Source organism: Variovorax sp. LjRoot175, assembly GCF_964253805.1.
GTDB lineage: Bacteria > Pseudomonadota > Gammaproteobacteria > Burkholderiales > Burkholderiaceae_C > Variovorax.
On sequence record NZ_CAXURY020000002.1, the window covers coordinates 96,314 to 117,995 of the forward strand.

The following is a 21,682-nucleotide window of genomic DNA, read 5'->3' on the forward strand; positions in this document are numbered from 1 at the left end:
GAGACACACCGTGACGAAAATTCTGAGCCCCATCGAGGGCGTGAGCTATCCACCGCCGGAGCGCGCCGCCGCGTCGCTCGCCAACGGATCATGGGTCGCCTCGACGGTCGGCGACGCACTGCGCGCCACCGCGAAGCGCTATCCTGACCGCGCCGCGTTCATCAGCGACGAGCGCACGCTGAGTTACCGCGAATTCGACATGACGACCGAACGCCTCGCGGCAGCGCTGCTTAATCTGGGCCTCGTCACCGGCGACCGCGCGATCTTCCAGCTCGGCACGAACGTCGAGACGGCCATCGTGCTGCTCGCCTGCTTCAAGGCCGGCATCGTCCCGGTGTGCTCGCTGCCGCAGCACCGCGAAGTCGAGATCGGCCAGTTGGCCCGGCAGTCCGGCGCGCGCGGGTACTTCGTACAGGCCGACTTCAACAGCTTCGACCTCGTCGGCTTCGCAGCCGGCATGGTCGAGAAGCATGCGACGCTGAAGCACCTGGTAGTCGTGCGCGGCGCGGCTGCCGGCGCATCGAGCATGGAGACCATGATCGACGGCATGCCGCTCGCCGCAGCGCAGGAGCGCCTGTCGCACCTGCCGCTGGGCAGCGAAGACGTGCTGAGCTTCCAGCTCTCGGGCGGCACCACCGGCGTGCCGAAAATCATTCCGCGCTTCCATGCCGAATACCTCGGCCATTCGGCGGGCTGGATGCGGCGCTATCGCATCACGGCCGAAAGCCGCGTGATCTGGTCGCTGTCGCTGCTGCACAACGCCGGGCAGCTGTACGCGCTGATCCCGACGGCTGCCTTCGGCGTGACCACGGTGCTGATGCCCAGAGTCGACATCCGCCGCATGCTCGAGCTGATCGAGCAGCACCGGGTCACGCACGCGCTGTCGATCGGGCCGATCGCGCCGCAACTGCTGGCCTACACCGACATCGCGCAGCACGACCTGTCGTCGCTGCAGCTGTTCGCCACGATGAGCCGCGCCGACAACCTGGAGAAGCACCTCGGCCTGCCCTGCTCCAACCTGTACGGCATCACCGAAGGGTTGCTGCTGGGCTCGCCCGCCGACGCACCGGCCTTCGCGCGGCATCACACGCAAGGCGCCTCGGGCTGTCCGCAAGACGAGATCCGCCTGCTCGTGCCCGAGAGCGAAGAACCGAGCGCGCCCGGGGAGATGGGCGAGATGTGCTTTCGAGGCCCGTCCAGCCTGACCGGCTTCTTCGACAACCCCGAGGCGAACGCGAAGGCTTTCACTGCCGACGGCTTCTACCGCACTGGCGACATGATGACTGCGCACGTCGTCGACGGCCTCACCTGCTACGCCTTCGAAGGCCGGTTGCGCGACAACATCAACCGCGGCGGCGAGAAGATCGGTTGCGAAGAGGTCGAAGGCTTCATCAGCCAGCACCCGGCGGTGGCCGACGCCAAGCTGGTGGCGATGCCCGACCCGTACTACGGCGAAAAGGCCTGCGTCTACATCGTGCCGCGCCCCGACATGACGGCGCCCGACGTGAAGGCGCTCGGCGCCTTCCTCGTCGGCCAGGGCCTCGCCAAATACAAATGCCCGGAGCGTGTCGAGGTGGTCGACAGCTTCCCGCTCACGCGCGTCGGCAAGGTCGACAAGCCCGCGCTGAAGCAGCGCATCGCCGCCCACCTGGCCGCCGAGGCCGCAGGGAGCGCACCGTGATCGCCACCGAGCAGGTGCTGAGCCAGCTGCCGCTCGTCATACGCCGCCGCGTGAAGTGGGGCGAGTGCGATCCGGCCGGCGTGGTCTACACGGTGACATTTTCAGAGTACGTGATCTCGGCTGCCGAGCTGTTCTACGGCGCGCTCTTCGGCACCACGCCGCAGCGCGCCAAGCGGGAGCAAGGCTTCGGTACGCCGAGTCGCGCGCTCAGCTTCGACTTCCAGCGCTCGCTGCGCCCCGACGACGAGTTCGACATGACCGTGACGGTGGCCGACATTCACAGCCGCACCTACGTGTTCGACATCACGGGCCGCACGCCCGAGGGCGATGTCGTGTTCGTCGCGAAGCTCACGCCGGTGTGCGTGGCGCGCGACGAACGCCGTTCAATCGAGATTCCGGACGCCTTCCGCCAGGCACTGCAGCACTATCGGGATGCCTGCACGAACGCTCCCAGGAGCCCAACACCATGAAGGTCGCCGTCATCGGCGCCGGCCCCGCCGGCATGTATTTCTCGCTGCTGGCGAAGAAGCACGATCCCTCGCACGAGATTCGCATTTACGAGCAGAACCCGGAAGGCGCCACCTACGGCTGGGGCGTCGTGTTCTCGGACATCGGGCTGGGCTTCCTGAAGGAAGCCGACCCCGAGTTCTTTGCCGAGTTCACCGCGCACCACGAGAAGTGCGACTACATGGAGGTGGTGCACCGCGGCACCCAGGTGCAGATCCACGGCAACCACTTCTCGCGCACCGCCCGCATCGACATGCTGAACACGCTGCAGCGCGCCTGCCAGCGCCTGGGCGCGCAGATCGCGTACGGCTGCCGCATCGACGACGTGCAGGCGCTGGCGCGCGAGGTCGACCTGGTGGTCGCCGCCGACGGCGGCAACAGCACGGTGCGCAGGCAGTTCGCAGACCATTTCAGGCCCAGCTTCGAAAAGCGCCGCAACAAGTTCGCCTGGTACGGCACGCGCCAGCGCTTCCACCCGGTGTCGTTGATCTTCCGCGAGACGCCGCACGGCGTATTCATCGCGCACAGCTACCAGTACAGCCCCGAGCTGAGCACCTTCCTGGTCGAGGTGGACCCCGATACCTGGCAGCGCGCCGGCCTCCACACAGCGAGCGAGGACGAGAGCCGGCGCTTCTGCGCCGAGGTGTTCCGCCCCGAGCTCGGCGGCAACGAGCTGCTGACCAACCGATCGCTCTGGTTCGAGGCCAGCATCGTCAAGAACGAGCAGTGGACGCATCGCAACATCGTGTTGCTCGGCGACGCGCTGCGCACGGTGCACTTCTCGCTCGGCTCGGGCACGCGCATGGCGATGCAGGACGCGATCGCCTTGCAGCGCGGCCTGGCGGCGCATCCGCAGGATCTGCCGACGGCCTTCGCCGTGTTCGAGGCGACGCGCCGGCCGGCCTCGTCGAGCTTCCAGAGCGCGGCAGCGAAGAGCCTCGACTGGTACGAGAGCGTCTCGGACAAGCTGCACCTCGACCCCGTCAGCTTCGCCTACGACTACATGCGGCGCACCGGCCAGGTGTGCCACGACGACCTGAAGCAGCGCGACCCGCATTTCACCGCGGCGTACGACGCACTGCACGCCCACCGCACTTGAAGGAGACATCGCCATGAACTCGTTGTTTCATACCCGCCTGCTGGGTATCGGTGCGCTGTGCCTGACCGTCGCCACCACCGCCTCCGCACAGACCTTTCCGATCAAGCCCGTTCGCGCCGTGCTCCCCTACTCCGCCGGCAGCGGCCCCGACACGGTGATGCGCAACGTCGGCGAGAGGCTCGGCCGCGAATGGGGCCACCAGGTGCTGGTCGACAACAAGCCCGGCGCCAACAGCTGGCTCGCACTCGGCGAGGTCAAACGCGCTGCGCCCACGGCCATACCCTGCTTGTCGTCGATGCCACGCCGATGACCTTGCAGCCGAACCTCTACAAGCAACTGCCCTTCGATCCGGTGAAAGACTTCGAGCCTGTCACGCCGCTGTATTCGACTCACTTCTTCATCGTCGTCGGCGCCAACTCGCCGTGGAAGAACGTGGCCGACCTGATGGCGGCCGCCAAGGCGAAGAAGGGGCAGGTCAGCTACGGCAGCTGGGGCATCGGCAGCGTGGCCCATGTGGGTACGGCCCAGCTCGAAGGCGCAACCGGCATGCAGATGATGCACGTGCCCTTCAAGGAGTTGCCGCAGCTGTACACGGCTGTCGCGACAGGCGAAGTCGACTGGGCCTTCGGCACGGCCGCCACTGTGGACCCGCTCTACCGCGCCAAGAAGGTCAGGCTGCTGGCCTATGCCGGCCCGAAGCGCCTGGCCGGCTACGAGGACGTGCCGACCGTCGCCGAGGCCGGCGGCCCGGCCGGCTTTGAACTGCGCACGTGGGTCGCGCTCTATGCGCCCAAGGGCACGCCCAAGCCGGTGATCGACCGCATCAACGCGAGCGTGGCGAAGACCCTGGCAGAGCCGGAGGTGCGCGCGCGTTTCGCAGGCTTCGGTTTCGAGCCCTGGAGCGCGCCGCCCGCCGAAATCACGCGTGTCACCGCTGTCGACACCCGCCGCTTCGCCGACATCGTCAAGCGCGCCAGCATCTCATTGGACTGAGAGGAACCCCCATGAGCCGCAACTTCCGGATCGGGCAGATCGTGCCCAGCTCCAACACCACGATGGAAACCGAAGTGCCCGCGATGCTGCGGGCTCGCGAAGCGATCCGACCCGAGCGCTTCACTTTCCATTCGAGCCGCATGCGCATGCACAAGGTGACGAAGGAAGAACTCGAAGCGATGAACAAGGAGAGCCTGCGCTGCGCAGCCGAGCTGGCCGATGCGCGGGTGGATGTGATGAGCACCGCCTGCCTGGTCGCGATCATGGCGATGGGGCTCGGTTACCACCGAGAGACCGAACGCGAGCTGACGGCGGTGGCGCGCGCCAACCAATCGCTCGCACCGGTGATGACCTCTGCCGGTGCGCTGGTCGAAGGGCTGAAGACGCTGGGCGCGAAACGGATCTCCCTCATGGCGCCCTACATGCGGCCGCTGACCGACCTGGTGGTCCAGTACATCGAGAACGAAGACATCGAAGTCATCGACTCGATCTGCTTCGAGATCCCGGACAACCTCGAGGTCGGGCTGCGCGACCCGATGCAGTTGCTCGACGACGTGAAGCGGCTCGACACCCGCGGCGCCGACGTGGTCGTCGCATCGGCCTGCGTGCAGATGCCCTCGCTGCCGGCGGTGCAGCGCATCGAGGACATGCTCGGCATCCGCACGGTTTCGACCGCGGTATGCACAGTGCGCCGCATGCTCGATCACCTGGGCCTGGAGCCGGTGGTGCCGGGCGCCGGCGCCCTGCTGGCCGGTGCTTGATCTCAACGACTTCCGCTATTTCGTCCGCATCGTGGAGTGCGGAGGGCTCACCGCTGCCAGCCGCCATCTAAACGTGCCGAAGTCGACGGTGAGTCATCGTCTCCGGCAGCTGGAGACATCGCTTGGCGTGCGGCTCATCAATCGATTGCGTTCCACAACCACACCATCCATCAACGCTCCGCTGCCGCAGAGATTGATCAGATGGGGTTTGATAAAGGAGTGCCGTGGAATGGTCGCACCGGGCTGTCACTAAGGTGGTTGGTGTCCATTTTTTCGGTCCTTGCCGCCTGCTGAGGCGAGAGCGGCGCTCGCGATGCTGGCAGTCGCCGCTTGACCTTCAACGGCGCAAAATCATCATACGCCCGTCGCCGTTACGTCGTCGGTGACGTGTTCTTCAGTGCATCGACTTCCGATCCACGCAACGCAAAGGAGACACCATGACAATCCGTATTGGCCGATGGCTCGGCCGCAACGGAGGCGGACTCGAGATTCTTTCTATCGGGCCAGGTGCCCACTTCACCGGCCGCTACCAGACCAAGGTGGGGAAGCCTAGCCCCGAAGCATGGTTCGACGCGCACGGAATGACAGACGGCGCTCTTATCGGATTCACGGTGCTCTGGAAGAATCAATCGGAGCAGCATGCCTCGCTGGCAAGCTTTGCCGGTCGTTACCTGGCCCAGGGTGAGCAGGATGGCTTCGGCGACTCATCGAGAGAGCGGATCGAGGCCCAATGGCATCTTGCCCGCCTCTACGACGATGATGATCCCAGCAAGCCGCACGCGATGTGGGAGACCTTTCTCACCAACTCTGCGGTCTGGTATTGGACGCCTTGAACGGTCAGCGTAGCGTGAGTCCGGCGTGAACAAGCAACTGGCGAAAAACCTCCAATCGCGCCTTTCCGGTCTCTGCAAGCTTGTGGCACACGTGCATGTGTGCGGCCATGTCGCTGTGTCCGCACAGTGCGTCCTTGCACTCCCGCTCCGACATCTCCAAGTGGACACCCGTCAATATGGCGCTCCCGTTGCCCACACGTGAGCTCACGATGGCGGGCGGAGCGCCCGCTATGCCCGTGTACACGGCCAGGATCTGCGCTACATCGCTCGTCGCGTCGCCGAGATCGAAGCGGCAGCCGCCATGGTAGTGCGCGTAGAGCGTCACTGGGGCGGCAGTCAGTCGATCTGTCGTCCGAATTTCAGCCGCTGCAGCGCTCCTCGGCGTTGCGTCGTAGGAGACACCCCCGGTGAGTTGGGGCAGCGAGCCCACTGCGACGGCATCCACGAACCTCAGTTCGCGTGCGCCGCAGATCGCACCATCGGTTCCGGCATGGAACGCGAGTTCCCTGCAGCCGTAGTACGCGCCTGCGCAGATGCCCAGATAGCGGCCACCTTCCTCGACGAACCGCCGAATGCGCTGGTTGGGGGCGCCGTTCAACGCTTCACAAAAAGGAAGGTCAGCACCACCCGGCATGACAAACAGAACGGCGTCATCGAAGAGCGCCGCGTCATCCTTGATGTCGCCGGCCATGACCGCTCGGATCTCGTAGGCAGCGGGAAGAAGCTGCTGTGCGATCGCTCTCATCACGCGTGACGTCCCGTCGAAAGTTCCGGCGTCGATATAGGTCAGGATCTTCGGTTTCGGCATGCTGGTTCTCCAGATCGTTTCGATTGCGTGCTGGCAGATCGAGTTCACCTTTGGGCTCGCGACCAGAGATCCTGGATGCCGCACAAGATTCTGTTCCGGCGGAATGCGATTTGCGAGAGGAACAAATCCGCGGTCGACCGCGATGGCAACGACTTTCTGCTCTGGGCCAAACTCGATACCCACAGCCGGCCCCAGTGGTCGCGCTGGCGCGACGGCGGGCGTGATCCCCCGAAGCGTCAGCTCGGCGACACCGACACGCGGTCGCGGTACATCTCGCGCATGCGTGTTTTCAGGAACTTGCCCGTCGCGGTCTTGGGAATTGCATCGACCCACTCAAAGTCATCCGGCAGTTGAAAGCGTGCGAGTTTGGGTCTCAGGAATTCGCGCAACGTCGCCGCATCGACCTTCGCTCCCGGGCGCTTCACGACCACCACCAGTGGACGCTCGCCCCACTTCGAATGCTGAATCGCCACCACCGCAGCTTCTGCCACGCCAGGATGGCCCATCACAAGATTTTCGAGGTCGACCGAACTGATCCATTCGCCGCCCGACTTGATGAGGTCCTTGCTGCGGTCAACCAGGTGCATGTAGCCATGGGCGTCGATGGTGCCCACATCGCCGGTGCGCAGCCAGCCATCGGCGGTGAACTTGCCAGGGTCATCGGGCGTCGCGTGGTAGCTGCCCGTGATCCATGGCCCGCGCACTTGCACCTCGCCGGCGGCCTTGCCGTCCCATGGCTGCACGCCATCAACCTCATCGACGATGCGCATCTCGACCATGGGCGCAGCCACACCCTGCATCGCGCGGATGGCGTGTTGCTTCTCCTCCGGCAGCAGGGCATGCTCCGGCTTCATGATCGGGAAGCTGCCCATCGGCGAGGTCTCGGTCATGCCCCAACCTTGCACGATGTGCATGTCGTATCGCTCAAAGTTGGCGATCATCGACTGCGGCACCGCCGCGCCGCCGATCAGCATGCGCATGCCCTTGACCAGGTTGCGCTGACGGGTTGGCTGATCGAGCGCCTGGTAAATCATCATCCAGATGGTCGGCACGCCAAGGGCCATGGTGGCCTGCCCTTCTTCCATCAGGTCGAGCAGGTCTTCACCGCCAAGGTGTGGGCCGGGCAGGATCTGGTTCGCACCGACCATCATGGCCGAGAAGGGCACCGCCCATGCGTTGGCGTGGAACATGGGCGTGACCATCATCACCCGGTCGCGCGCCGACAGCGAGAACAGGTCGGGAATGCAGCCGGTGATGGCGTGGAGCACCATCGAGCGGTGCGAATACACCACGCCTTTGGGCCGCCCGGTGGTGCCGGAGGTGTAGCACATGCCGACGGCTTCGTTCTCGTCCTGCTCCGGATACTGGTAGCCGGCGGCGTCGCCGGCGATGAAGTCTTCGTAGCTCTCCGCGCCCTCGGCCAGCGGCGTGCCGCCAAAGGGCACGACGATGACGCGCGGCGGATCCTTCAGCAAAGGCCGGACACGCTCCCAGATCGGCAACAACACGTCGTCGATGACGAGCACGCGATCGCCGGCGTCTTCCATGATGTAGGCGATGTCCTCGGGGGACAGCCGCAGGTTGAGCGTGTGCAGCACGGCGCCGGCTGCCGGGATGCCAAAGTAGCACTCCAGGTGCCAGGCATGGTTCCAGCTCATCGTGGCGACAGCCTCGCCCCTCGCGATCCCGGCCTTGTCCCGCAAGGCCTGTGCGAGCTGACGGGCACGCCGGTAGATCTCCGCATAGCTGCGTCGGTAGGTGGACTTGTCGGGTAAGCGGCCGAGCACACTCTGGTCGCCGAAATAAGTGCCGGCGCGCTCGAGGATCAGATTGGTGCTGAGCTGCACCGGCATCATGGTCGATTTCATACTGCTCTTGCCCCTTCTTGACTCGATCTCTGATCTACTTTGAGCTACTCTCAATTATGAATTTCCAAGCGCACGAACAATCATAGGGAAAACGACATTGGCGTGAAATTGAGCTTCACTCAAAATATCAAGCTCGATCCAAACATGAGGTGTCGATGCGTATCGATCTGCAGTTCAAAGGACGTCATGTCATTGTCTTCGGGGGTACCACCGGGATCAACTTCGGCATTGCCGACGCCTTTGCCCGGCAGGGCGCGGACGTGAGCGTGGTGAGCCGCCGGCGCGAGAACGTCGACCATGCCGTCGCCGCACTGACCGGGCACGGGCATCGCGTGGCGGGCTTTTGCGCTGATGTACGCGATTTCGAGGCGGTCGGACAAGCCATGGCCGAAGCGGTCGCGAAGTTCGGCGCGGTCGATGTGATGGTGTCGGGTGCCGCAGGCAATTTCTTCGCTCAGGCGCGACATATGTCGGCCAACGGGTTCAAGGCCGTCGTCGACATCGATCTGCTCGGTACCTTTCACGTCATGCGACAGGCTTACGAGCACCTACGCAAGCCCGGCGCCTCGGTCATCAACATCACGGCGCCCCAATCGACGATCCCGATGCGCTTTCAGTCGCACGCCTGTGCGGCAAAGGCCGGGGTCGATCAGCTCACCCGCGTGCTCGCGCTCGAGTGGGGCGTAGACGGGATTCGGATCAACGCCATCTCGCCGGGCCCGATCGATGGTACCGAGGGCGTCAAGCGCCTCATGGCGCAAAGCGACGAGGAACTCGCGCAGGCCACGAGCATGGTCCCGCTGAAGCGGCTTGGAACGCTGGACGACATCGCCAACCTGGCGCTGTTCCTCGCTTCACCCTACGCCAGCTACATCTCGGGCGCCGTGATCCCCTGCGATGGCGGCGGCGCATTGGAAAGCGTCAAGCCCGTTCTCGAGGCCACGGGCCGGCTGGCCGAGGCCCAGGCAAGGAAGGTGTGATGGAGCGCGCGAGCGACTACACGCTGGCCGACGTATTGCGCCGCAACGCCACGGTCCATGGCGACGGCATCGCGTTTCGCGAGCAGGACGGCGCGGTCACGCACCAGGCGCATTGGCGGCGCGTCCAGCAATTGGCCGCCGGTTTGCACCGGCTCGGCGTCGCGCAAGGCGATCGCGTCGCCATCCTGTCGAAGAACCGGATCGAGTACGTGGAGTTGCTCGGCGCTGCGGCGCAGCTGGGCGCCATCGTGTCCGCGATCAACTGGCGCCTGTCCGCTGCCGAAGTGCTGGCCGTGCTGGAGAACGACACGCCGAAGACGGTTCTGGCCGAGGATGAGTTCTGGCCCTTGCTCGATCTCGCCCTTGCGCGCACCGGCCCGGATCTGGAACCGATCACCATCGGAATTCGCCGCGAGGGCTTCCAATGCCTCGACGATCTGTACATCGACGACGGCCCTCCCCCATCGACGCCCCTGTCTGCCGACGCCCCGCTGCTGCTGATCCATACCGCCTGGACCGACGGCCGTCCCAAAGCGGCCACGCTCTCGCACGCCAACCTGATTTCTAACGCCATCCAACTGCAAGGCGCATGGAAGCTCGGAGCTGACGACGTTCATCTGTGCTGCCTGCCCTTGTTCCATTCGACGGCCATCTCGCTGGTGCTCGCCGTCCAGTTGGCCGGTGGCGGCAGCGTGCTGACGCGCCAGTACGAACCGCAGGAAGCAGCCTTGCTGGTGGAGCGCCACCGAGCCACCGTGCTCGGCGAATTCGCGCCCATGCTCGACGGCCTGCTCTCCGCGTGCGATGGCATGCCTTCGCGGCTGCGCAGCCTCCGGCATGTGTGCGGCCTCGACTCGCCCGAGACGATTCGCCGCTTTGAAGTCGCCTGCCCTGACGCCACCTTCTGGGCCGGCTACGGGCAGACCGAGGTGTCGGGGCTGGCGACACTCGGGCGTTTTCGCGATGCGCCCGGCACCGCCGGATTTTCGTTGGCGCTGTGCGCGATTGGCATCGAAGGCGACGACGGCCGGCTTGTGCCAGACGGCGAGGCTGGCGAAATCGTCGTGCGCGGGCCGTCGGCCTGCCTGGGCTACTGGCAGCGTCCGGAGGACAACGCGCGTCTGCTGCGCGGCGGCTGGCTGCACACGGGCGACAGCGGTCGCATCGATGAGCATGGCCGCCTCTGGTACACGGGCCGGCTGGCCGCCAAGGAACTGATCAAGACGGGGGGTGAGAACGTCTACCCCTCCGAAGTCGAGGCCGTGATCCGCCAGCACGCCGGCATTGCGGAGGTCGCCGTGATCGGCGTGCCGGATGCCCAGTGGGGCGAGTCGATCAAGGCGATCTGCGTGGCCGCGCACACGCCGCCACCCGCGCAGGAAGAAGTCGCCGATTTCGTCGCCAGCCGCATCGCGCGTTACAAGCGGCCCCGTTTCGTGGTGTTCGCGGATTCGCTGCCGAAAAGGCCGGACGGATCGGCGGATCGCGAACAGATTCGCAAGCTTCACGGTTAGCACCCCCGGCCCGCGTAGACCTCACGCGGACCGGTGATCGGCTCACCGCCCGTTGAACCGCGGCCGCTGCTTCTGCAGGAAGGCCGCGACCGCGCCTGTGAAATCTTCCGTTCGCGCATTGGCGACGAATTCCTCTTGCTCCAGGTCGAGTTGCGTCGGTAGGTCGTTCTCCAACGAAGCGCGGATGAGCCGCTTCATGCGACCGATGGCCAATGTCGGGCCGGCGGCCAGGCGCTGCGCCACCGCGTCCACGCCGGCGTCGAGCTCCGCCAGCGGCACCACCTTGTTGACAAGGCCATAGCGCCAGGCCTCGGCCGCATCGAAGCTTTCGCCGAGCAGCGCGATCGCCATCGCATTGCGCATCCCGGCGACGCGCGGCAGCGACCATGAGGCCGACCCGTCGCAGGTGGCGCCGATGTTTACGTAGGCCAGGTTGAATTTCGTGCCCTCGGCGGCGATCGCCAGGTCGCACGCCATGGCCAGGCTCAGGCTGCCGCCGGCGACCACGCCATGCAGGCGGGCGATGAAGGGCACGTCCAGCCTGGCCATCAGCTTGACCGCCTCGTGCACCGGCCCGATGAGGCCCGGCACCGCCGAGGCCGCATCGTCACCGGCGAGTTCGTTGAGGTCACCGCCGACGCCGAAGACATCGCCCTCCCCGCTGAGCACGACGGCGCGGATGTCCGGGGACGCCGCGATCGCCTGGCAGCAGGCGAGGAAGGCGCGGGCCATCGGCACGTTCACCGCATTGAGTTGCGCGGGGCGGTTGAAGCGCAGGCGGGCGACGGCGCCCTCGCGCTGCAGGATGACGGGTTCGCTCATGAAAGATCCCTTGAAAGAAGGCCAATGCGCATCAACCGAGCCACCGTTTTCGGCGACGATAGTGCTTGGTCGCGCGATAGTTCTTGCGCTCGCCCGCGACGCTGACCCCGAGATAGAACTCCCGGATGTCCTCGTTCGCGCGCAGCTGTTCGGCCGGCGCTTCGAGCACCACGCGACCGCCTTCCATGACGTAGCCATGGTCGGCCAGTCCCAAGGCAGCCTGCGCGTTCTGCTCGACGATGAGCAGCGACAGCCCCTGGGTCTTGAGCTTGGCGAGCAGCGCGAAGATCTCCTCGATCATCTTCGGCGCCAGACCCAGCGATGGCTCGTCGATCAGCATCAGCCGCGGCTTGCCCATCATCGCGCGCCCGATCAAGAGCTGCTGCTGCTCGCCGCCCGAAAGGTAGCCGGAGGTGCGGTCGCGAAGTTCGGCGAGCCGGGGGATCGTCGCGTAGACGAATTCCAGTCGCTCGCGCACGCTCGCCATGCCGGGCAGCAGATGGCCGCCGATGACCAGGTTCTGTTCCACGTTCAGGTGGCGCAGCACCTTGCGCCCCTCGACGACGTGAATCAGTCCGCGAGCCACCGTGTCCAGCGCAGCCAGGCCGGTGATGGCCTGGCCGCCGAAGCGGATGCTGCCGGCCGACACCGCGCCGTCGTCGATCGACAGGATGCCCGAGATGGCCTTGAGCGTCGTGCTCTTGCCGGCGCCGTTCGGCCCCAGCAGGACCGTGCAGCGGCCCTCCTCCACGCGCAGGTTCACACCCTTGAGCGCAAGGATCACCTTGGCGTAGAGCACCTCGAGGTTCTCGATCGCGAGCAGTTCGCTGTGCGCAGCCTCCTGCGCCACGGTCGCCGCGGGCCGCTCCATCACCGCCGCGTCCATGTCGTTCACCAGAGGTCCATCTTCGGGACTGAATAGCCCAGGACTGCCGGCATCAGCTTGCCGTCCTTGACGACGCCGATGTTCACCTTCGGGTTCTGCACCGGGAACGGCGCGGAAATGTCGTACTTGATATCGCTCGAGTACCCGAACAGGCTGGCGCTCGTGAAGGTGGTCTCCAGCAGCGTCTTGTGGATCAGCTCGCCGGTCAGCTTGTCGGGCCCGTACTTCTTCGCGCCCGCCTCGACCGCGCGCACCAGCAGCAGCGCCTGCGCGATACCGCCGATCGTGATGCCGTTCCACGGTGCCTTGAGGCCGTACTTCGCCGCCAGCATGTCGTAGAAGCGCTTGACTTCGGTGTCGTCGTCCGTGGCCAGGGCGCCGCCCTGGGTTTCGAAGTCTCCTTCCATCGAGCCGATGCCGCCCATCGGCTTGGCGATGAAGCCCGGCGCGTTGTGCATCGCGAAGGCCACCGGCACCTTCTTGTTGAGCGCCTGCAGCGCGCGCTTGATGGCGATCGCCTGCTGGATCGATGCCGGCGCGAGGATGACTTCGGCGCCCGAATTGGTCACGCGCCGCATCTGCAGCGTCAGGTCGGCCGGCTGCGCTTCGGCGAACACCACCTCGACCAACTCGACCACCTTCGGATTCGCCTTCGCGAACGCGGTCACGCCCTTGGCCACATCGACATAGCTCGGCGACGACTCGGAGGTGACCAATGCCACCTTGATCGGGCGCTTGCCTTCCGCCTTGGTCTTCTGGTACCAGTCGATGAAGCCCACGAACTCATGAACGAAGGTGGGCCTCAGCGACAGAATCCACTGGTTGGGCCGCCACGCGAAGCCGTTGCTGGCCGAGGCGCTGAACATCACCACCTTGTCATTGGGCAGACGCTGCTGCAGCGCCGCGGTGTCGGGCCCCCCGAGCGCGAAGCCGACCAACGGCTTCTCGGCCAGGATGCCGGGCCACAGGCTTGCCGTCTGCGCGGTTTCGAAGCGCGTGTCGTAAGCCTTCATCTGCAGCTTGATGCCCTGCTTGGCGCCGACTTCCGCGTTCCACCAGTTGATGACCGCCTCGCGGCCGCCGCCGATGGAAGGCATGACCGTCGAGAACGGCCCTGAAAAGTCGGACAGCGAGGGCACAACGTAGGTCGTCTGCGCATGGGCCATGCGCGGTGCGATCGAGCAGGCCAGCGCGGCCGTGGCGAGCGCCGCAGCGTATCGGATGGATGCGGTGAGTCTCATGATGTGTCTCCGGTGTAGTGGGCTAACAGGGGCGCCGTCGCGCAGGGAAAAATCCGCCGTCAATAAGGGAAAGGCCAACGCCGCCAGGCCTGCTTCGTCGTGTTCACACGGTGCATCAATCCCTTGGGCTCGAACAGCAGGAACAGGATCACCACCGTTCCGAGCAGCACGTTCATGCTGGCGAAGACGATGTCCTGCCCGACGATCGGGAAGGTCTGCGACAGCGACGAGCCGAGGCTCGCGACGCCTTCGCGCGCCAACTGGATCAGCACGGTGCCGATCAACGCGCCGACGATGGAGCCGAGGCCGCCGACGATCATCATGGAGATCAGCCAGATCGAGCTGAACAGCGTGAACTGCTCGACCGACACGTGCCTCAGCGCGATTGCCCACAGCCCGCCCGCGATGCCGGCATAGAACGCGCCGACGAGGAAGGCGCGCATCTTCGTCATCATGACGTTGATGCCCATCATCCCGGCCGCGACATCGTCGTCGCGCACGGCCTCGAAAGCGCGGCCGTGGCGGGAGCGCACGATGCCGAAGGCACCGAAGGTCATGATCACCAGCACGATCAGCGCGAAGTAGTAGATCGCCGTGTCGTTGGCCAGATTGATGCCGAAGGCCGTCGCGCCCTCCAGGTGCACGCCGCCCGGCCCGCCGAACCAGTTACGCGGCAGGTTGAGCGCGAAGAAATGGAACAGTGCCTGCGCGGCGATGGTCGTCAAGGCCAGGTAGAAGCCCTTGATGCGCGCCGCGGAGAGTCCGAACAGCGAACCGAAGATGGCCGCCGCCACGCCGCCGAAGACGAGCGCCAGCGGCACCGGAAAGGACCAGTGCGCCACTGCGACCGCGCAGGCATAGGCGCCGACCCCCATGAAGGCCGACTGCCCGATGTTGATCTGCCCGGCATAGCCGGTGCAGATCTGCAGGCCGATTACCGCCACCGCGGTGATGAAGATCGTGTAGCCCATGCTGATCCAACGCTCGGGCGCTACCCAGGGCAGCACCACCAGGGCCAACACGAACAATGCAAGAGCCACCCACTGCGGTCGGGTGCGGATCAGCGAACGGTCGCCGCCGTAGCTTGTGAAGTAAACACCGGAGGCATCCATTTCAGACCCTTTCGATCGCGCGCCATCCGAAAAGGCCGGTCGGACGTACGAAAAGCATGAACAGCATGAAGACGTAGGGCACGATGGTCGATGCGGAGCCGCCGACCGCCGGGTCCACATAGGCGCTCACCAGCGACTGCAGGATGCCCATCACCGCGCCCGCCAGCAGCAGGCCGAAGATCGACTCGAGGCCCGCGAACAGCGCCACCGGCAGCGCCGCCAGCCCGATCTCGGCGGACACCAGCGTCAGCGAGCGGCCGTTGAGGTAGACGATGGCGCCGAGCGTGGAGATCGCCGCACCCATCATCCAGGCCAGCGTGGTGGCGCGCTTGACCGAGATGCCCAGTGAGATCGCGGTGGCCGGATCCTCGGCCACCGCCGTGAGCGTGAGGCCGAAGCGCGAGCGGTTGAAAAACCACCACAGCCCCGCCGCCAGGACCACGGTCAGCACGGCGCCAATCGTGAGCGAGGTCGGCAGGATCAGGTCGCCGACGATGATGGGCGCTGCCGGCAGCAGCGCCGGGAACTGCCGGTCCATCGGCCCCCAGATCACGAGGATCAACCCGCGGATCAGGATCACGAGGCCGATCGTGACCATCACCATCGAGAACACCGACTCGCCGATCAGTCGCGAGAAGAAAAGGCGCTCGATGATGACGCCGTAGGCCAGCGCGGCGACGAAGGCCAGCGGCAGCGCCACCACCGTCGGCAGCCCGCTGGCCATGGTGAGCGTCCACACGGTGAACGCGCCTACCAGCATCAGCTCGCCCTGCGCGAAATTGAAGACCTTGCTGGCCCGGTAGATGACGACGAAGCCGAGCGCCAGCAGCGCATAGAGCTGCCCGATCAGCACGCCGTTGAGGACGTAGTTGAGAAATTCCATCATTGCACCTCTTGAGCCTCGAGGGTCGACAAGGTCGGGGCCGGCGGCCGAACGGGGGCGTCCTGCGCCGGCGGGCTGGCGGTGCCGAGCCGCATCGCGGCGCGCAGCGTGCCGCTGCGACCGTCCTGGTAGCGCACGGGGATCGCGACGTCGAGCTGTGAAATTCCGGCGTACAGCGCCTCGATCACGTCGCGGTAGCGCTCCTCGATGAACTCGCGCTTGAGCTTGCGCGTGCGCGTCAGCTCGCCCTCGTCTGCATCGAGCTCCTTGGGGAGGTTCGAGAAGCGCAACACGCGGGCCGCCGGTTCCAGCTTGGCGTTGACGGCGCGGATCTCCGCAGCCACCTGCTCGACGATCTCCGGCCGTTGCGACAGGTCAGTGAAGGTCGTGAAGCCGATGTTGCGCTGCTCGGCCCAGCGGGAGAACACCACCTCGTCGATGTTGACCAGCGCGACCACGAAGTCGTGCTGCGGGCCGCCGATGACCAGCACCTCCTTGATGTAGGGCGAGAAGCGCAAGCGCACCTCGATGAACTGCTTCGGGTACTTGGCCCCCGAGCGCAGCTCGCTCATGTGCTCGATGCGGTCGTAGTAGATCAGCTCCGAGGCGGGCGAGCGGCCCACCGCGTCACCCGTGCGGTACCAGTCGCCGTCCAACTTCTCGGCCGTCTTCTCGGGCCGCCTCCAGTAGCCGGTGAAGCCCGCGCCGCCGCGCAACTGCAGTTCGCCCGCGTCGGAGATGCGCCATTGCAGCGCTTCGCCCCACTCGGTGGGTTCGGTCAGAGGCCGCCCGATCGTTTCGGGATCGTACTGCGCGCCGGTGTGTGCCGACACGAGGCCGAACTCGCTGCAGGCGTAGATGTTCCGCAGCGCGATCCCCATGCCTGCGAACAGGCGCACCACGTCGGGCGACATCGCCGCGCCGCCGGTGATCGCAACCCTGACGCGCTTGAGGCCCAGCTGGTCGCGCAGCCCACGCAGCACGCTCCATTCCGCGACGACGTTGGCCAGCCGCGCCATCGGCGTCGACTCGCGGCCTTCGATGCGCGCCAGGTTCACCTTCTTGCCGGCGCTCAGGGCCCAGTCGACCCACTTCCGCCGCAGCCACCCTGCATCGATCATGCGGCTGAATACGCCCGAGGCCAGGTTCTCCCACTGGCGCGGACCGAGCACGATCACGTCGACGGCCAGCTCGCGGATCGCTTCCTGTACCTGGTCCGGCCGTTCGGCGAAGCTGACCCGCATCGGCAGCGACATGCCCAACGTCACGCCGAACCACTGCTCAGGCACCCACGAGAGCGGGATGTACGACAGGTACTCACTGTGGGGCCGGATCTCCAGCGCCCGCCGCAACCGCTCGGCGCAGTCGAGCAGTGCCCGGTGCGTCGTGATCACGCCCTTGGGGTGGCCGGTCGTGCCCGAGGTGTAGGCGAGCAGCGCGATGTCGTCGGTCTGCCCGCGCTCGATCTCCTGCTCGATGCGCTGCGGGAATTCGCGCGCCAGCGACTGGCCGCCTTCGGTCACGGCGTCCAGGCTCTGCAGCGCCGGCTGCCGGTAGTCCCAAAGGCCGCCCGGCTCACAATAGAAGATCGTGCGCACCCGCGGGCAGCGCGCCAGTGCCGAGAGCGACTTGTCGACCTGCTCCTGGTCCTCGGCGAAGATGGCCACCACCTCCGCATCGTCCGCGACGTAGCGCAATTCGTCCTCGGACGAGTCCGGGTACAGCGTCACGGTCTTCGCGCCGATCGCCATCGCGGCCCACTCGACCCAGTAGATCTCGGGACGGTTCTCGCCGATAACCATCACGGTCTGCCCGCGCTCGATGCCCAGCGTCAGCAGGCCGAAGGCCGTGCCTTGCACCTTCTCGTAGATCCGGCGCCAGCTGTACTCGGCCCAGATGCCACGCTGCTTGTAGCGGTGGCCGACGAGCTCGGCGCGTTCCCGGCTGTTGTACAGCAGCCATTGCGGCACGGTCTGCGGCTTCATGCCTTGGCTCCCAAGTAGGCGGAGATCACCGCCGGGTCGTTTTGCACCTCGGCGGGTGTGCCCTCGGCGATCTTGCGGCCGAAATTCAGCACCACCACGCGGTCGGCGATGTCCATCACCACGCCCATGTCGTGCTCGACGAGCACCACGGGAATCTTCTTGAATTCGCGCACGTCGAGGATGAAGCGCGCGAGATCTTCCTTCTCCTCGGCGTTCATGCCGGCCATCGGCTCGTCGAGCAACAGTACCTGCGGCTCGGTCGCCAGCGCGCGGCCAAGGTCGACGCGCTTGCGCATGCCGTAGCCGAGCGTGCCGACCGGCTGGTGGCGGATGTGCTCGATCTCGAGGAAGTCGATGATCTCCTCGGCCTTCTCGCGGTGGCAGACCTCTTCGCGGTGCGCGAACGGAAAATAGGCGAAGGCCTGCAGCAGGCTGCTGTTCATGTGCGCGAACCGGCCGACCATGATGTTGTCGATCACGCTCATGCGCCCGAGCAGGTGCGTGCCCTGGAAAGTGCGCGCCATGCCCGCCACCGCCACGCGGTGCACCGGCCAGCCGCCGATGTCGGCGCCCTTGTAGCGCACGCTGCCGACCTGCGGTCGGTAGAAGCCCGACAGCACGTTGAGGAAGGAACTCTTCCCGGCGCCGTTCGGACCGATCAGCGCCACAAGCTCGTCGGCGTGCACCTCGATCGAAAGCTTCTCGAGCGCGGTCACACCGCCGAAGCGCAGGGTGACGTCGCGCACGTCGATGACGTTGCCGGCCGCCTGCTGGGTGCTGTTCATCGCGCGTCGCCTACGACAGCGTGAAGCCACCGCCGCAGACGATGGTCTGGCCGGAGATGTAGTTGGACTCGGGCGTGCAGAACAGGTAGACCGCACCGGCCGCCTCCTCGGGCGTGCCGCCGCGGCCCAGCGGGATCTGCACTTCCATCGCCTTCATCAGGTCCGGGTTCACGCCGACCTTGATCTCGCGTCCCTCGATGTCGATCTGCGCATTGGCGTCGGCCGTGGCCTCGGTCAGGCGCGTATGGATCAGCCCGAAGGCCACCGTGTTCACGTTCACGCGCAGACGGCCCCACTCCTTGGACAGCGCCTTGGTCAGTCCCGTCACGCCGGCCTTTGCCGCCGCGTAGTTGGCCTGGCCGGCATTGCCGCCGAGCCCTGCGATGGACGAGATGTTGACCACCTTGCGGTAGTTCTGCACACCGGCCTCCGCATCGGCCTTGACCAGCGAGCGGATCGCCGGATGTGCGGCGCGCAGGATGCGGAACGGTGCCGTCAGGTGGCAGTCGAGCATGGCGTACCACTGCTCGTCGGTCATCTTCTGGATCACGTTGTCCCAGGTGTAGCCGGCGTTGTTGACGATGATGTCCAGGCCCTGGTAGGTATCGACCGCTGACTTGATGAAGCGGTCGGCGAAGTCCGGCGCGGTCACGTTGCCCCAGCACGCGACAGCCTCGCCGCCGGCGGCCTTGATCTCCTGCGCCGCCTGCTCCGCGACATCGCGGTCCAGGTCGTTGACGACCAGCCGCGCGCCCTCGGCCGCCAGCTTCAGCGCCAGCGCACGGCCGATGCCGCGGCCCGAGCCGCTGACCAGCGCGACCTTGCCGTTGAGATTTCCCGTTGTCATTGAAGTTCTCCGATCGATACGACGGCTTCGCCAAGCACCTTGGCCTCGCCATACTGGTTGTTCAGGTGGATCTCGACCCGCACGGCGCGCTCGCCGCCGTCCAGCGTGATCTGCTCGACCACGCGGCCGCTGCAATGGGCCTCGTTGTAGAGTTGGAAGATGCCGACGAAGCGCAGCTCGATGCTGCGGATGCGGTCCTGCTCGACCCAGTTCGTCAGCAGGCGGCCGAGCCAGGCGGCGCTCAGCATGCCGTGACCGAAGACGTCGGGCGCGCCGGCCTTGCGGGCTGCGTCGGTGTCGATGTGCAGCGGCACGTGATCGCCAGAAGCGCCCGCGTAGAGCGCCAGCGTCGCCCGCGTCAGCGGCGGGACGACGAGTTCCGGCAATGCGGCGCCGACCTCGAAGGAAGGAGTCGATGGACGGCTCATGTCATTTGCCCTTCGCGTAGGCAGGATCACGGTAGATCACGGTCGAGGACAGCGTGGCAATGCGCGCATCGCTCTGGTTGCGGACCTCGGTCTTCTTGAAGATGAACTGCAGCGCCCCGCCCTTCTTCTCCTGGATGTCCTCGATGGAAGCGTCGAAGCTCAGCACGTCGCCCGCGAAGGCCGGCGCGTGGTAGTCGAAGCGCTGCTGCCCGTGCAGGATGTGCAGCAGGTTGACGCCCAGGTCCGTCAGCCAGTCGAGCGGTTCGGGGCCGTCGATCATTTCCAGGCAGAACAGGTAGGTCGGCGGCACCTGCAGCGCCTGCCCCGCTTCCTTGGCCGCGAACGCCTTGTCCTTGTCGCCGATGACATTCAGGAAGAAGCGCAGTTGCCCGGCCTCCACCGTGCGCGTCACGCGCCGCAGCGAGCGGCCGATGTGTGTGCGATCCAGCATGCGCGACTCCTAGGCCTGGCCGTACATGGTGACCACGGCAGCGCCGCCGAGGCCCAGGTTGTGCTGCAACGCGAAGCGCGCGCGCGCCACCTGCGTGCCTTCGGCCGTGCCGCGCAACTGGCGCGTCAGCTCGTAGCACTGCGCCAGGCCCGTGGCGCCCAGCGGATGGCCCTTGGACAGCAGGCCGCCCGATGGGTTGACGACCACGTCGCCGCCATAGGTGTTGCGCGCCTCGTCGACGAATCGGGCTCCCTCGCCGACCGGGCAGAAGCCCAGCGCCTCGTAGCTGAGCAGCTCGTTCTGCGCGAAGCAGTCGTGCAGCTCGCAGACGTCGACCTCCTTCGGGCCGATACCGGCTTCCTCGTAGACCTTGGCGGCGGCATCCTCGCTGAGATGGAAGCCGACGAGGTCGATCATCGAGCGCGAGTCGAAGCTGTTCGCGCGGTCCGTCGTCATCGCCTGGCCGAGGATCTGCACGCGCGGCGTCAGTCCCTTGCGCGCCGCGAATTCCTTCGAGACCAGAATGGCCGCAGCCCCGCCACAGGTCGGCGGACAGGCCATGAGCCGCGTCAGCACGCCCTCCCACAGCACCGGCGAGGCCAGCACCTCCTCGGGCGTGACCTCCTTTCGGAACAGCGCGAGCGGATTGCGCGCCGCATGGCGGCTGGCCTTGGCGCGGATCTTCGCGAAGGTCTCGAGCGTCGTGCCGTATTTCGCCATGTGCTCGCGGCCGGCACCGCCGAAGTAGCGCAGCGCCAACGGCAGCTTCACGCCGTCCGTCAGGCTGTCGCACAGCGCATCGAAATTCTCGAAGGCATTGGGGCGGTCCTGCCAGTGCATGGCCAGGGCGCCGGGCTGCATCTGCTCGAAGCCGACGGCGATCGCGCAGTCCACCGCGCCGCTGGCCACCGCCTGGCGGGCCAGGAACAGCGCCGTCGAACCGGTCGAGCAGTTGTTGTTGACGTTGACGACCGGAATGCCGCTCATGCCGACCTCGTACAGCGCGCGCTGGCCGCTGGTCGAGTCGCCGTACACGTAGCCGGCATAGGCCTGCTGCACCTCGTCGTAGTGCAGCCCCGCATCGGCGAGGGCCTGGCGTGCTGCCTGCGCACCCATCTCGTGGTACGGCAGGCTGTCGCCCGGCTTCTTGAACGGGATCATGCCGACCCCTGCGACCAGTACTTGCTTCATCTCTGTC

Annotated in this window: 23 protein-coding genes; 10 read left to right on the forward strand and 13 right to left on the reverse strand. The window is 66.2% G+C overall.

The features are described 5' to 3' along the window. Positions 1 to 10 precede the first annotated feature (10 nt). From ACSQ89_RS30345 to ACSQ89_RS30380, 8 genes are all read left to right on the forward strand, one after another. Positions 11 to 1,681 (forward strand): AMP-binding protein, encoded by a 1,671-nt coding sequence (locus ACSQ89_RS30345; protein ID WP_436296728.1) that lies wholly within the window; start codon positions 11 to 13, stop codon positions 1,679 to 1,681. Then, positions 1,678 to 2,151, forward strand: coding sequence for an acyl-CoA thioesterase (locus ACSQ89_RS30350; protein WP_436296729.1), 474 nt, complete (start codon positions 1,678 to 1,680; stop codon positions 2,149 to 2,151). The genes ACSQ89_RS30345 and ACSQ89_RS30350 overlap by 4 nt, the downstream gene beginning before the upstream one ends. Continuing rightward, on the forward strand, positions 2,148 to 3,287 hold the full coding sequence (locus ACSQ89_RS30355; RefSeq protein ID WP_436296730.1) for an FAD-dependent monooxygenase: 1,140 nt from the start codon (positions 2,148 to 2,150) through the stop codon (positions 3,285 to 3,287). The genes ACSQ89_RS30350 and ACSQ89_RS30355 overlap by 4 nt, the downstream gene beginning before the upstream one ends. A gap of 13 nt (positions 3,288 to 3,300) precedes the next feature. Continuing rightward, positions 3,301 to 3,597, forward strand: coding sequence for a hypothetical protein (locus ACSQ89_RS30360; RefSeq protein ID WP_436296731.1), 297 nt, complete (start codon positions 3,301 to 3,303; stop codon positions 3,595 to 3,597). Next, the gene (locus ACSQ89_RS30365; RefSeq protein ID WP_436296732.1) at positions 3,594 to 4,280 is read left to right on the forward strand and encodes a Bug family tripartite tricarboxylate transporter substrate binding protein; all 687 of its coding nucleotides are present in this window, start codon (positions 3,594 to 3,596) and stop codon (positions 4,278 to 4,280) included. Before ACSQ89_RS30360 ends, ACSQ89_RS30365 begins: the two co-directional genes overlap by 4 nt. 11 nt (positions 4,281 to 4,291) lie before the next feature. Beyond that, the gene (locus tag ACSQ89_RS30370) at positions 4,292 to 5,041 is read left to right on the forward strand and encodes a maleate cis-trans isomerase family protein (RefSeq protein WP_436296733.1); all 750 of its coding nucleotides are present in this window, start codon (positions 4,292 to 4,294) and stop codon (positions 5,039 to 5,041) included. Continuing rightward, positions 5,034 to 5,294, forward strand: a complete 261-nt coding sequence (locus tag ACSQ89_RS30375) for a helix-turn-helix domain-containing protein (protein ID WP_436296734.1) — start codon at positions 5,034 to 5,036, stop codon at positions 5,292 to 5,294. Before ACSQ89_RS30370 ends, ACSQ89_RS30375 begins: the two co-directional genes overlap by 8 nt. A 184-nt stretch (positions 5,295 to 5,478) precedes the next feature. After that, a complete protein-coding gene (locus ACSQ89_RS30380) occupies positions 5,479 to 5,874 on the forward strand; it encodes an avidin/streptavidin family protein (protein ID WP_436296735.1) in 396 nt (131 codons plus the stop codon). Between the two features lie 4 nt (positions 5,875 to 5,878). Here ACSQ89_RS30380 and ACSQ89_RS30385 read toward each other — a convergent pair whose 3' ends face one another. Both ACSQ89_RS30385 and ACSQ89_RS30390 read right to left on the reverse strand, forming a co-directional pair. Then, entirely contained in the window at positions 5,879 to 6,682 is an 804-nt protein-coding gene (locus tag ACSQ89_RS30385; protein ID WP_436296736.1) for a BPL-N domain-containing protein, read from the reverse strand. 236 nt (positions 6,683 to 6,918) lie between these two features. Next, positions 6,919 to 8,550, reverse strand: coding sequence for a long-chain fatty acid--CoA ligase (locus ACSQ89_RS30390; RefSeq protein WP_436296737.1), 1,632 nt, complete (start codon positions 8,548 to 8,550; stop codon positions 6,919 to 6,921). 155 nt (positions 8,551 to 8,705) lie between these two features. Here ACSQ89_RS30390 and ACSQ89_RS30395 point away from each other — a divergent pair, with 155 nt between their 5' ends. Together ACSQ89_RS30395 and ACSQ89_RS30400 are read left to right on the forward strand one after the other, a co-directional pair. Beyond that, positions 8,706 to 9,530, forward strand: a complete 825-nt coding sequence (locus ACSQ89_RS30395; protein ID WP_436296738.1) for an SDR family oxidoreductase — start codon at positions 8,706 to 8,708, stop codon at positions 9,528 to 9,530. Further along, positions 9,530 to 11,044 (forward strand): AMP-binding protein, encoded by a 1,515-nt coding sequence (locus ACSQ89_RS30400; RefSeq protein ID WP_436296739.1) that lies wholly within the window; start codon positions 9,530 to 9,532, stop codon positions 11,042 to 11,044. Before ACSQ89_RS30395 ends, ACSQ89_RS30400 begins: the two co-directional genes overlap by 1 nt. Positions 11,045 to 11,086: 42 nt before the next feature. On the opposite strand, the gene ACSQ89_RS30405 is transcribed toward ACSQ89_RS30400, so the two are convergent. From ACSQ89_RS30405 to ACSQ89_RS30455, 11 genes are read right to left on the reverse strand one after another with little or no spacing between them, the layout of a single operon-like run. Then, entirely contained in the window at positions 11,087 to 11,866 is a 780-nt protein-coding gene (locus ACSQ89_RS30405) for an enoyl-CoA hydratase/isomerase family protein (RefSeq protein WP_436296740.1), read from the reverse strand. A gap of 31 nt (positions 11,867 to 11,897) precedes the next feature. Then, positions 11,898 to 12,752 (reverse strand): ABC transporter ATP-binding protein, encoded by an 855-nt coding sequence (locus tag ACSQ89_RS30410; protein ID WP_436297262.1) that lies wholly within the window; start codon positions 12,750 to 12,752, stop codon positions 11,898 to 11,900. Positions 12,753 to 12,757: 5 nt separating this feature from the next. Continuing rightward, complete coding sequence (locus tag ACSQ89_RS30415; RefSeq protein WP_436296741.1) at positions 12,758 to 13,993, reverse strand: ABC transporter substrate-binding protein; 1,236 nt, start codon at positions 13,991 to 13,993, stop codon at positions 12,758 to 12,760. A 59-nt stretch (positions 13,994 to 14,052) separates the two neighbouring features. Next, on the reverse strand, positions 14,053 to 15,105 hold the full coding sequence (locus ACSQ89_RS30420; RefSeq protein ID WP_436296742.1) for a branched-chain amino acid ABC transporter permease: 1,053 nt from the start codon (positions 15,103 to 15,105) through the stop codon (positions 14,053 to 14,055). A gap of 1 nt (position 15,106) precedes the next feature. Beyond that, positions 15,107 to 15,988: a branched-chain amino acid ABC transporter permease gene (locus ACSQ89_RS30425; protein WP_436296743.1), complete on the reverse strand. Its 882-nt coding sequence runs from the start codon at positions 15,986 to 15,988 to the stop codon at positions 15,107 to 15,109. Next, the gene (locus ACSQ89_RS30430; RefSeq protein ID WP_436296744.1) at positions 15,988 to 17,973 is read right to left on the reverse strand and encodes an AMP-dependent synthetase/ligase; all 1,986 of its coding nucleotides are present in this window, start codon (positions 17,971 to 17,973) and stop codon (positions 15,988 to 15,990) included. The genes ACSQ89_RS30425 and ACSQ89_RS30430 overlap by 1 nt, the downstream gene beginning before the upstream one ends. Beyond that, a complete protein-coding gene (locus tag ACSQ89_RS30435) occupies positions 17,970 to 18,758 on the reverse strand; it encodes an ABC transporter ATP-binding protein (protein ID WP_436296745.1) in 789 nt (262 codons plus the stop codon). The genes ACSQ89_RS30430 and ACSQ89_RS30435 overlap by 4 nt, the downstream gene beginning before the upstream one ends. A 10-nt stretch (positions 18,759 to 18,768) precedes the next feature. Then, positions 18,769 to 19,605, reverse strand: coding sequence for an SDR family NAD(P)-dependent oxidoreductase (locus ACSQ89_RS30440; RefSeq protein WP_436296746.1), 837 nt, complete (start codon positions 19,603 to 19,605; stop codon positions 18,769 to 18,771). Then, the gene (locus tag ACSQ89_RS30445; RefSeq protein WP_436296747.1) at positions 19,602 to 20,033 is read right to left on the reverse strand and encodes a MaoC/PaaZ C-terminal domain-containing protein; all 432 of its coding nucleotides are present in this window, start codon (positions 20,031 to 20,033) and stop codon (positions 19,602 to 19,604) included. The genes ACSQ89_RS30440 and ACSQ89_RS30445 overlap by 4 nt, the downstream gene beginning before the upstream one ends. Before the next feature lies 1 nt (position 20,034). After that, positions 20,035 to 20,484, reverse strand: a complete 450-nt coding sequence (locus tag ACSQ89_RS30450; protein ID WP_436296748.1) for a MaoC family dehydratase N-terminal domain-containing protein — start codon at positions 20,482 to 20,484, stop codon at positions 20,035 to 20,037. 9 nt (positions 20,485 to 20,493) lie between these two features. Next, complete coding sequence (locus ACSQ89_RS30455) at positions 20,494 to 21,675, reverse strand: lipid-transfer protein (protein WP_436296749.1); 1,182 nt, start codon at positions 21,673 to 21,675, stop codon at positions 20,494 to 20,496. Between the last annotated feature and the right edge of the window lie 7 nt (positions 21,676 to 21,682).

What these genes read in the sequence shown, in the direction of transcription:
- ACSQ89_RS30355 (WP_436296730.1), top strand. Translation starts at nt 2,148, where the DNA reads ATGAAGGTCGCCGTCATCGGCGCCGGCCCCGCCGGCATGTATTTCTCG.
- ACSQ89_RS30360 (WP_436296731.1), top strand. Translation starts at nt 3,301, where the DNA reads ATGAACTCGTTGTTTCATACCCGCCTGCTGGGTATCGGTGCGCTGTGC.
- ACSQ89_RS30365 (WP_436296732.1), top strand. Translation starts at nt 3,594, where the DNA reads ATGACCTTGCAGCCGAACCTCTACAAGCAACTGCCCTTCGATCCGGTG.
- ACSQ89_RS30370 (WP_436296733.1), top strand. Translation starts at nt 4,292, where the DNA reads ATGAGCCGCAACTTCCGGATCGGGCAGATCGTGCCCAGCTCCAACACC.
- ACSQ89_RS30380 (WP_436296735.1), top strand. Translation starts at nt 5,479, where the DNA reads ATGACAATCCGTATTGGCCGATGGCTCGGCCGCAACGGAGGCGGACTC.
- ACSQ89_RS30385 (WP_436296736.1), bottom strand. Translation starts at nt 6,682, where the DNA reads ATGCCGAAACCGAAGATCCTGACCTATATCGACGCCGGAACTTTCGAC.
- ACSQ89_RS30390 (WP_436296737.1), bottom strand. Translation starts at nt 8,550, where the DNA reads ATGAAATCGACCATGATGCCGGTGCAGCTCAGCACCAATCTGATCCTC.
- ACSQ89_RS30395 (WP_436296738.1), top strand. Translation starts at nt 8,706, where the DNA reads ATGCGTATCGATCTGCAGTTCAAAGGACGTCATGTCATTGTCTTCGGG.
- ACSQ89_RS30400 (WP_436296739.1), top strand. Translation starts at nt 9,530, where the DNA reads ATGGAGCGCGCGAGCGACTACACGCTGGCCGACGTATTGCGCCGCAAC.
- ACSQ89_RS30405 (WP_436296740.1), bottom strand. Translation starts at nt 11,866, where the DNA reads ATGAGCGAACCCGTCATCCTGCAGCGCGAGGGCGCCGTCGCCCGCCTG.
- ACSQ89_RS30410 (WP_436297262.1), bottom strand. Translation starts at nt 12,752, where the DNA reads ATGGACGCGGCGGTGATGGAGCGGCCCGCGGCGACCGTGGCGCAGGAG.
- ACSQ89_RS30415 (WP_436296741.1), bottom strand. Translation starts at nt 13,993, where the DNA reads ATGAGACTCACCGCATCCATCCGATACGCTGCGGCGCTCGCCACGGCC.
- ACSQ89_RS30420 (WP_436296742.1), bottom strand. Translation starts at nt 15,105, where the DNA reads ATGGATGCCTCCGGTGTTTACTTCACAAGCTACGGCGGCGACCGTTCG.
- ACSQ89_RS30425 (WP_436296743.1), bottom strand. Translation starts at nt 15,988, where the DNA reads ATGGAATTTCTCAACTACGTCCTCAACGGCGTGCTGATCGGGCAGCTC.
- ACSQ89_RS30430 (WP_436296744.1), bottom strand. Translation starts at nt 17,973, where the DNA reads ATGAAGCCGCAGACCGTGCCGCAATGGCTGCTGTACAACAGCCGGGAA.
- ACSQ89_RS30435 (WP_436296745.1), bottom strand. Translation starts at nt 18,758, where the DNA reads ATGAACAGCACCCAGCAGGCGGCCGGCAACGTCATCGACGTGCGCGAC.
- ACSQ89_RS30440 (WP_436296746.1), bottom strand. Translation starts at nt 19,605, where the DNA reads ATGACAACGGGAAATCTCAACGGCAAGGTCGCGCTGGTCAGCGGCTCG.
- ACSQ89_RS30445 (WP_436296747.1), bottom strand. Translation starts at nt 20,033, where the DNA reads ATGAGCCGTCCATCGACTCCTTCCTTCGAGGTCGGCGCCGCATTGCCG.
- ACSQ89_RS30450 (WP_436296748.1), bottom strand. Translation starts at nt 20,484, where the DNA reads ATGCTGGATCGCACACACATCGGCCGCTCGCTGCGGCGCGTGACGCGC.
- ACSQ89_RS30455 (WP_436296749.1), bottom strand. Translation starts at nt 21,675, where the DNA reads ATGAAGCAAGTACTGGTCGCAGGGGTCGGCATGATCCCGTTCAAGAAG.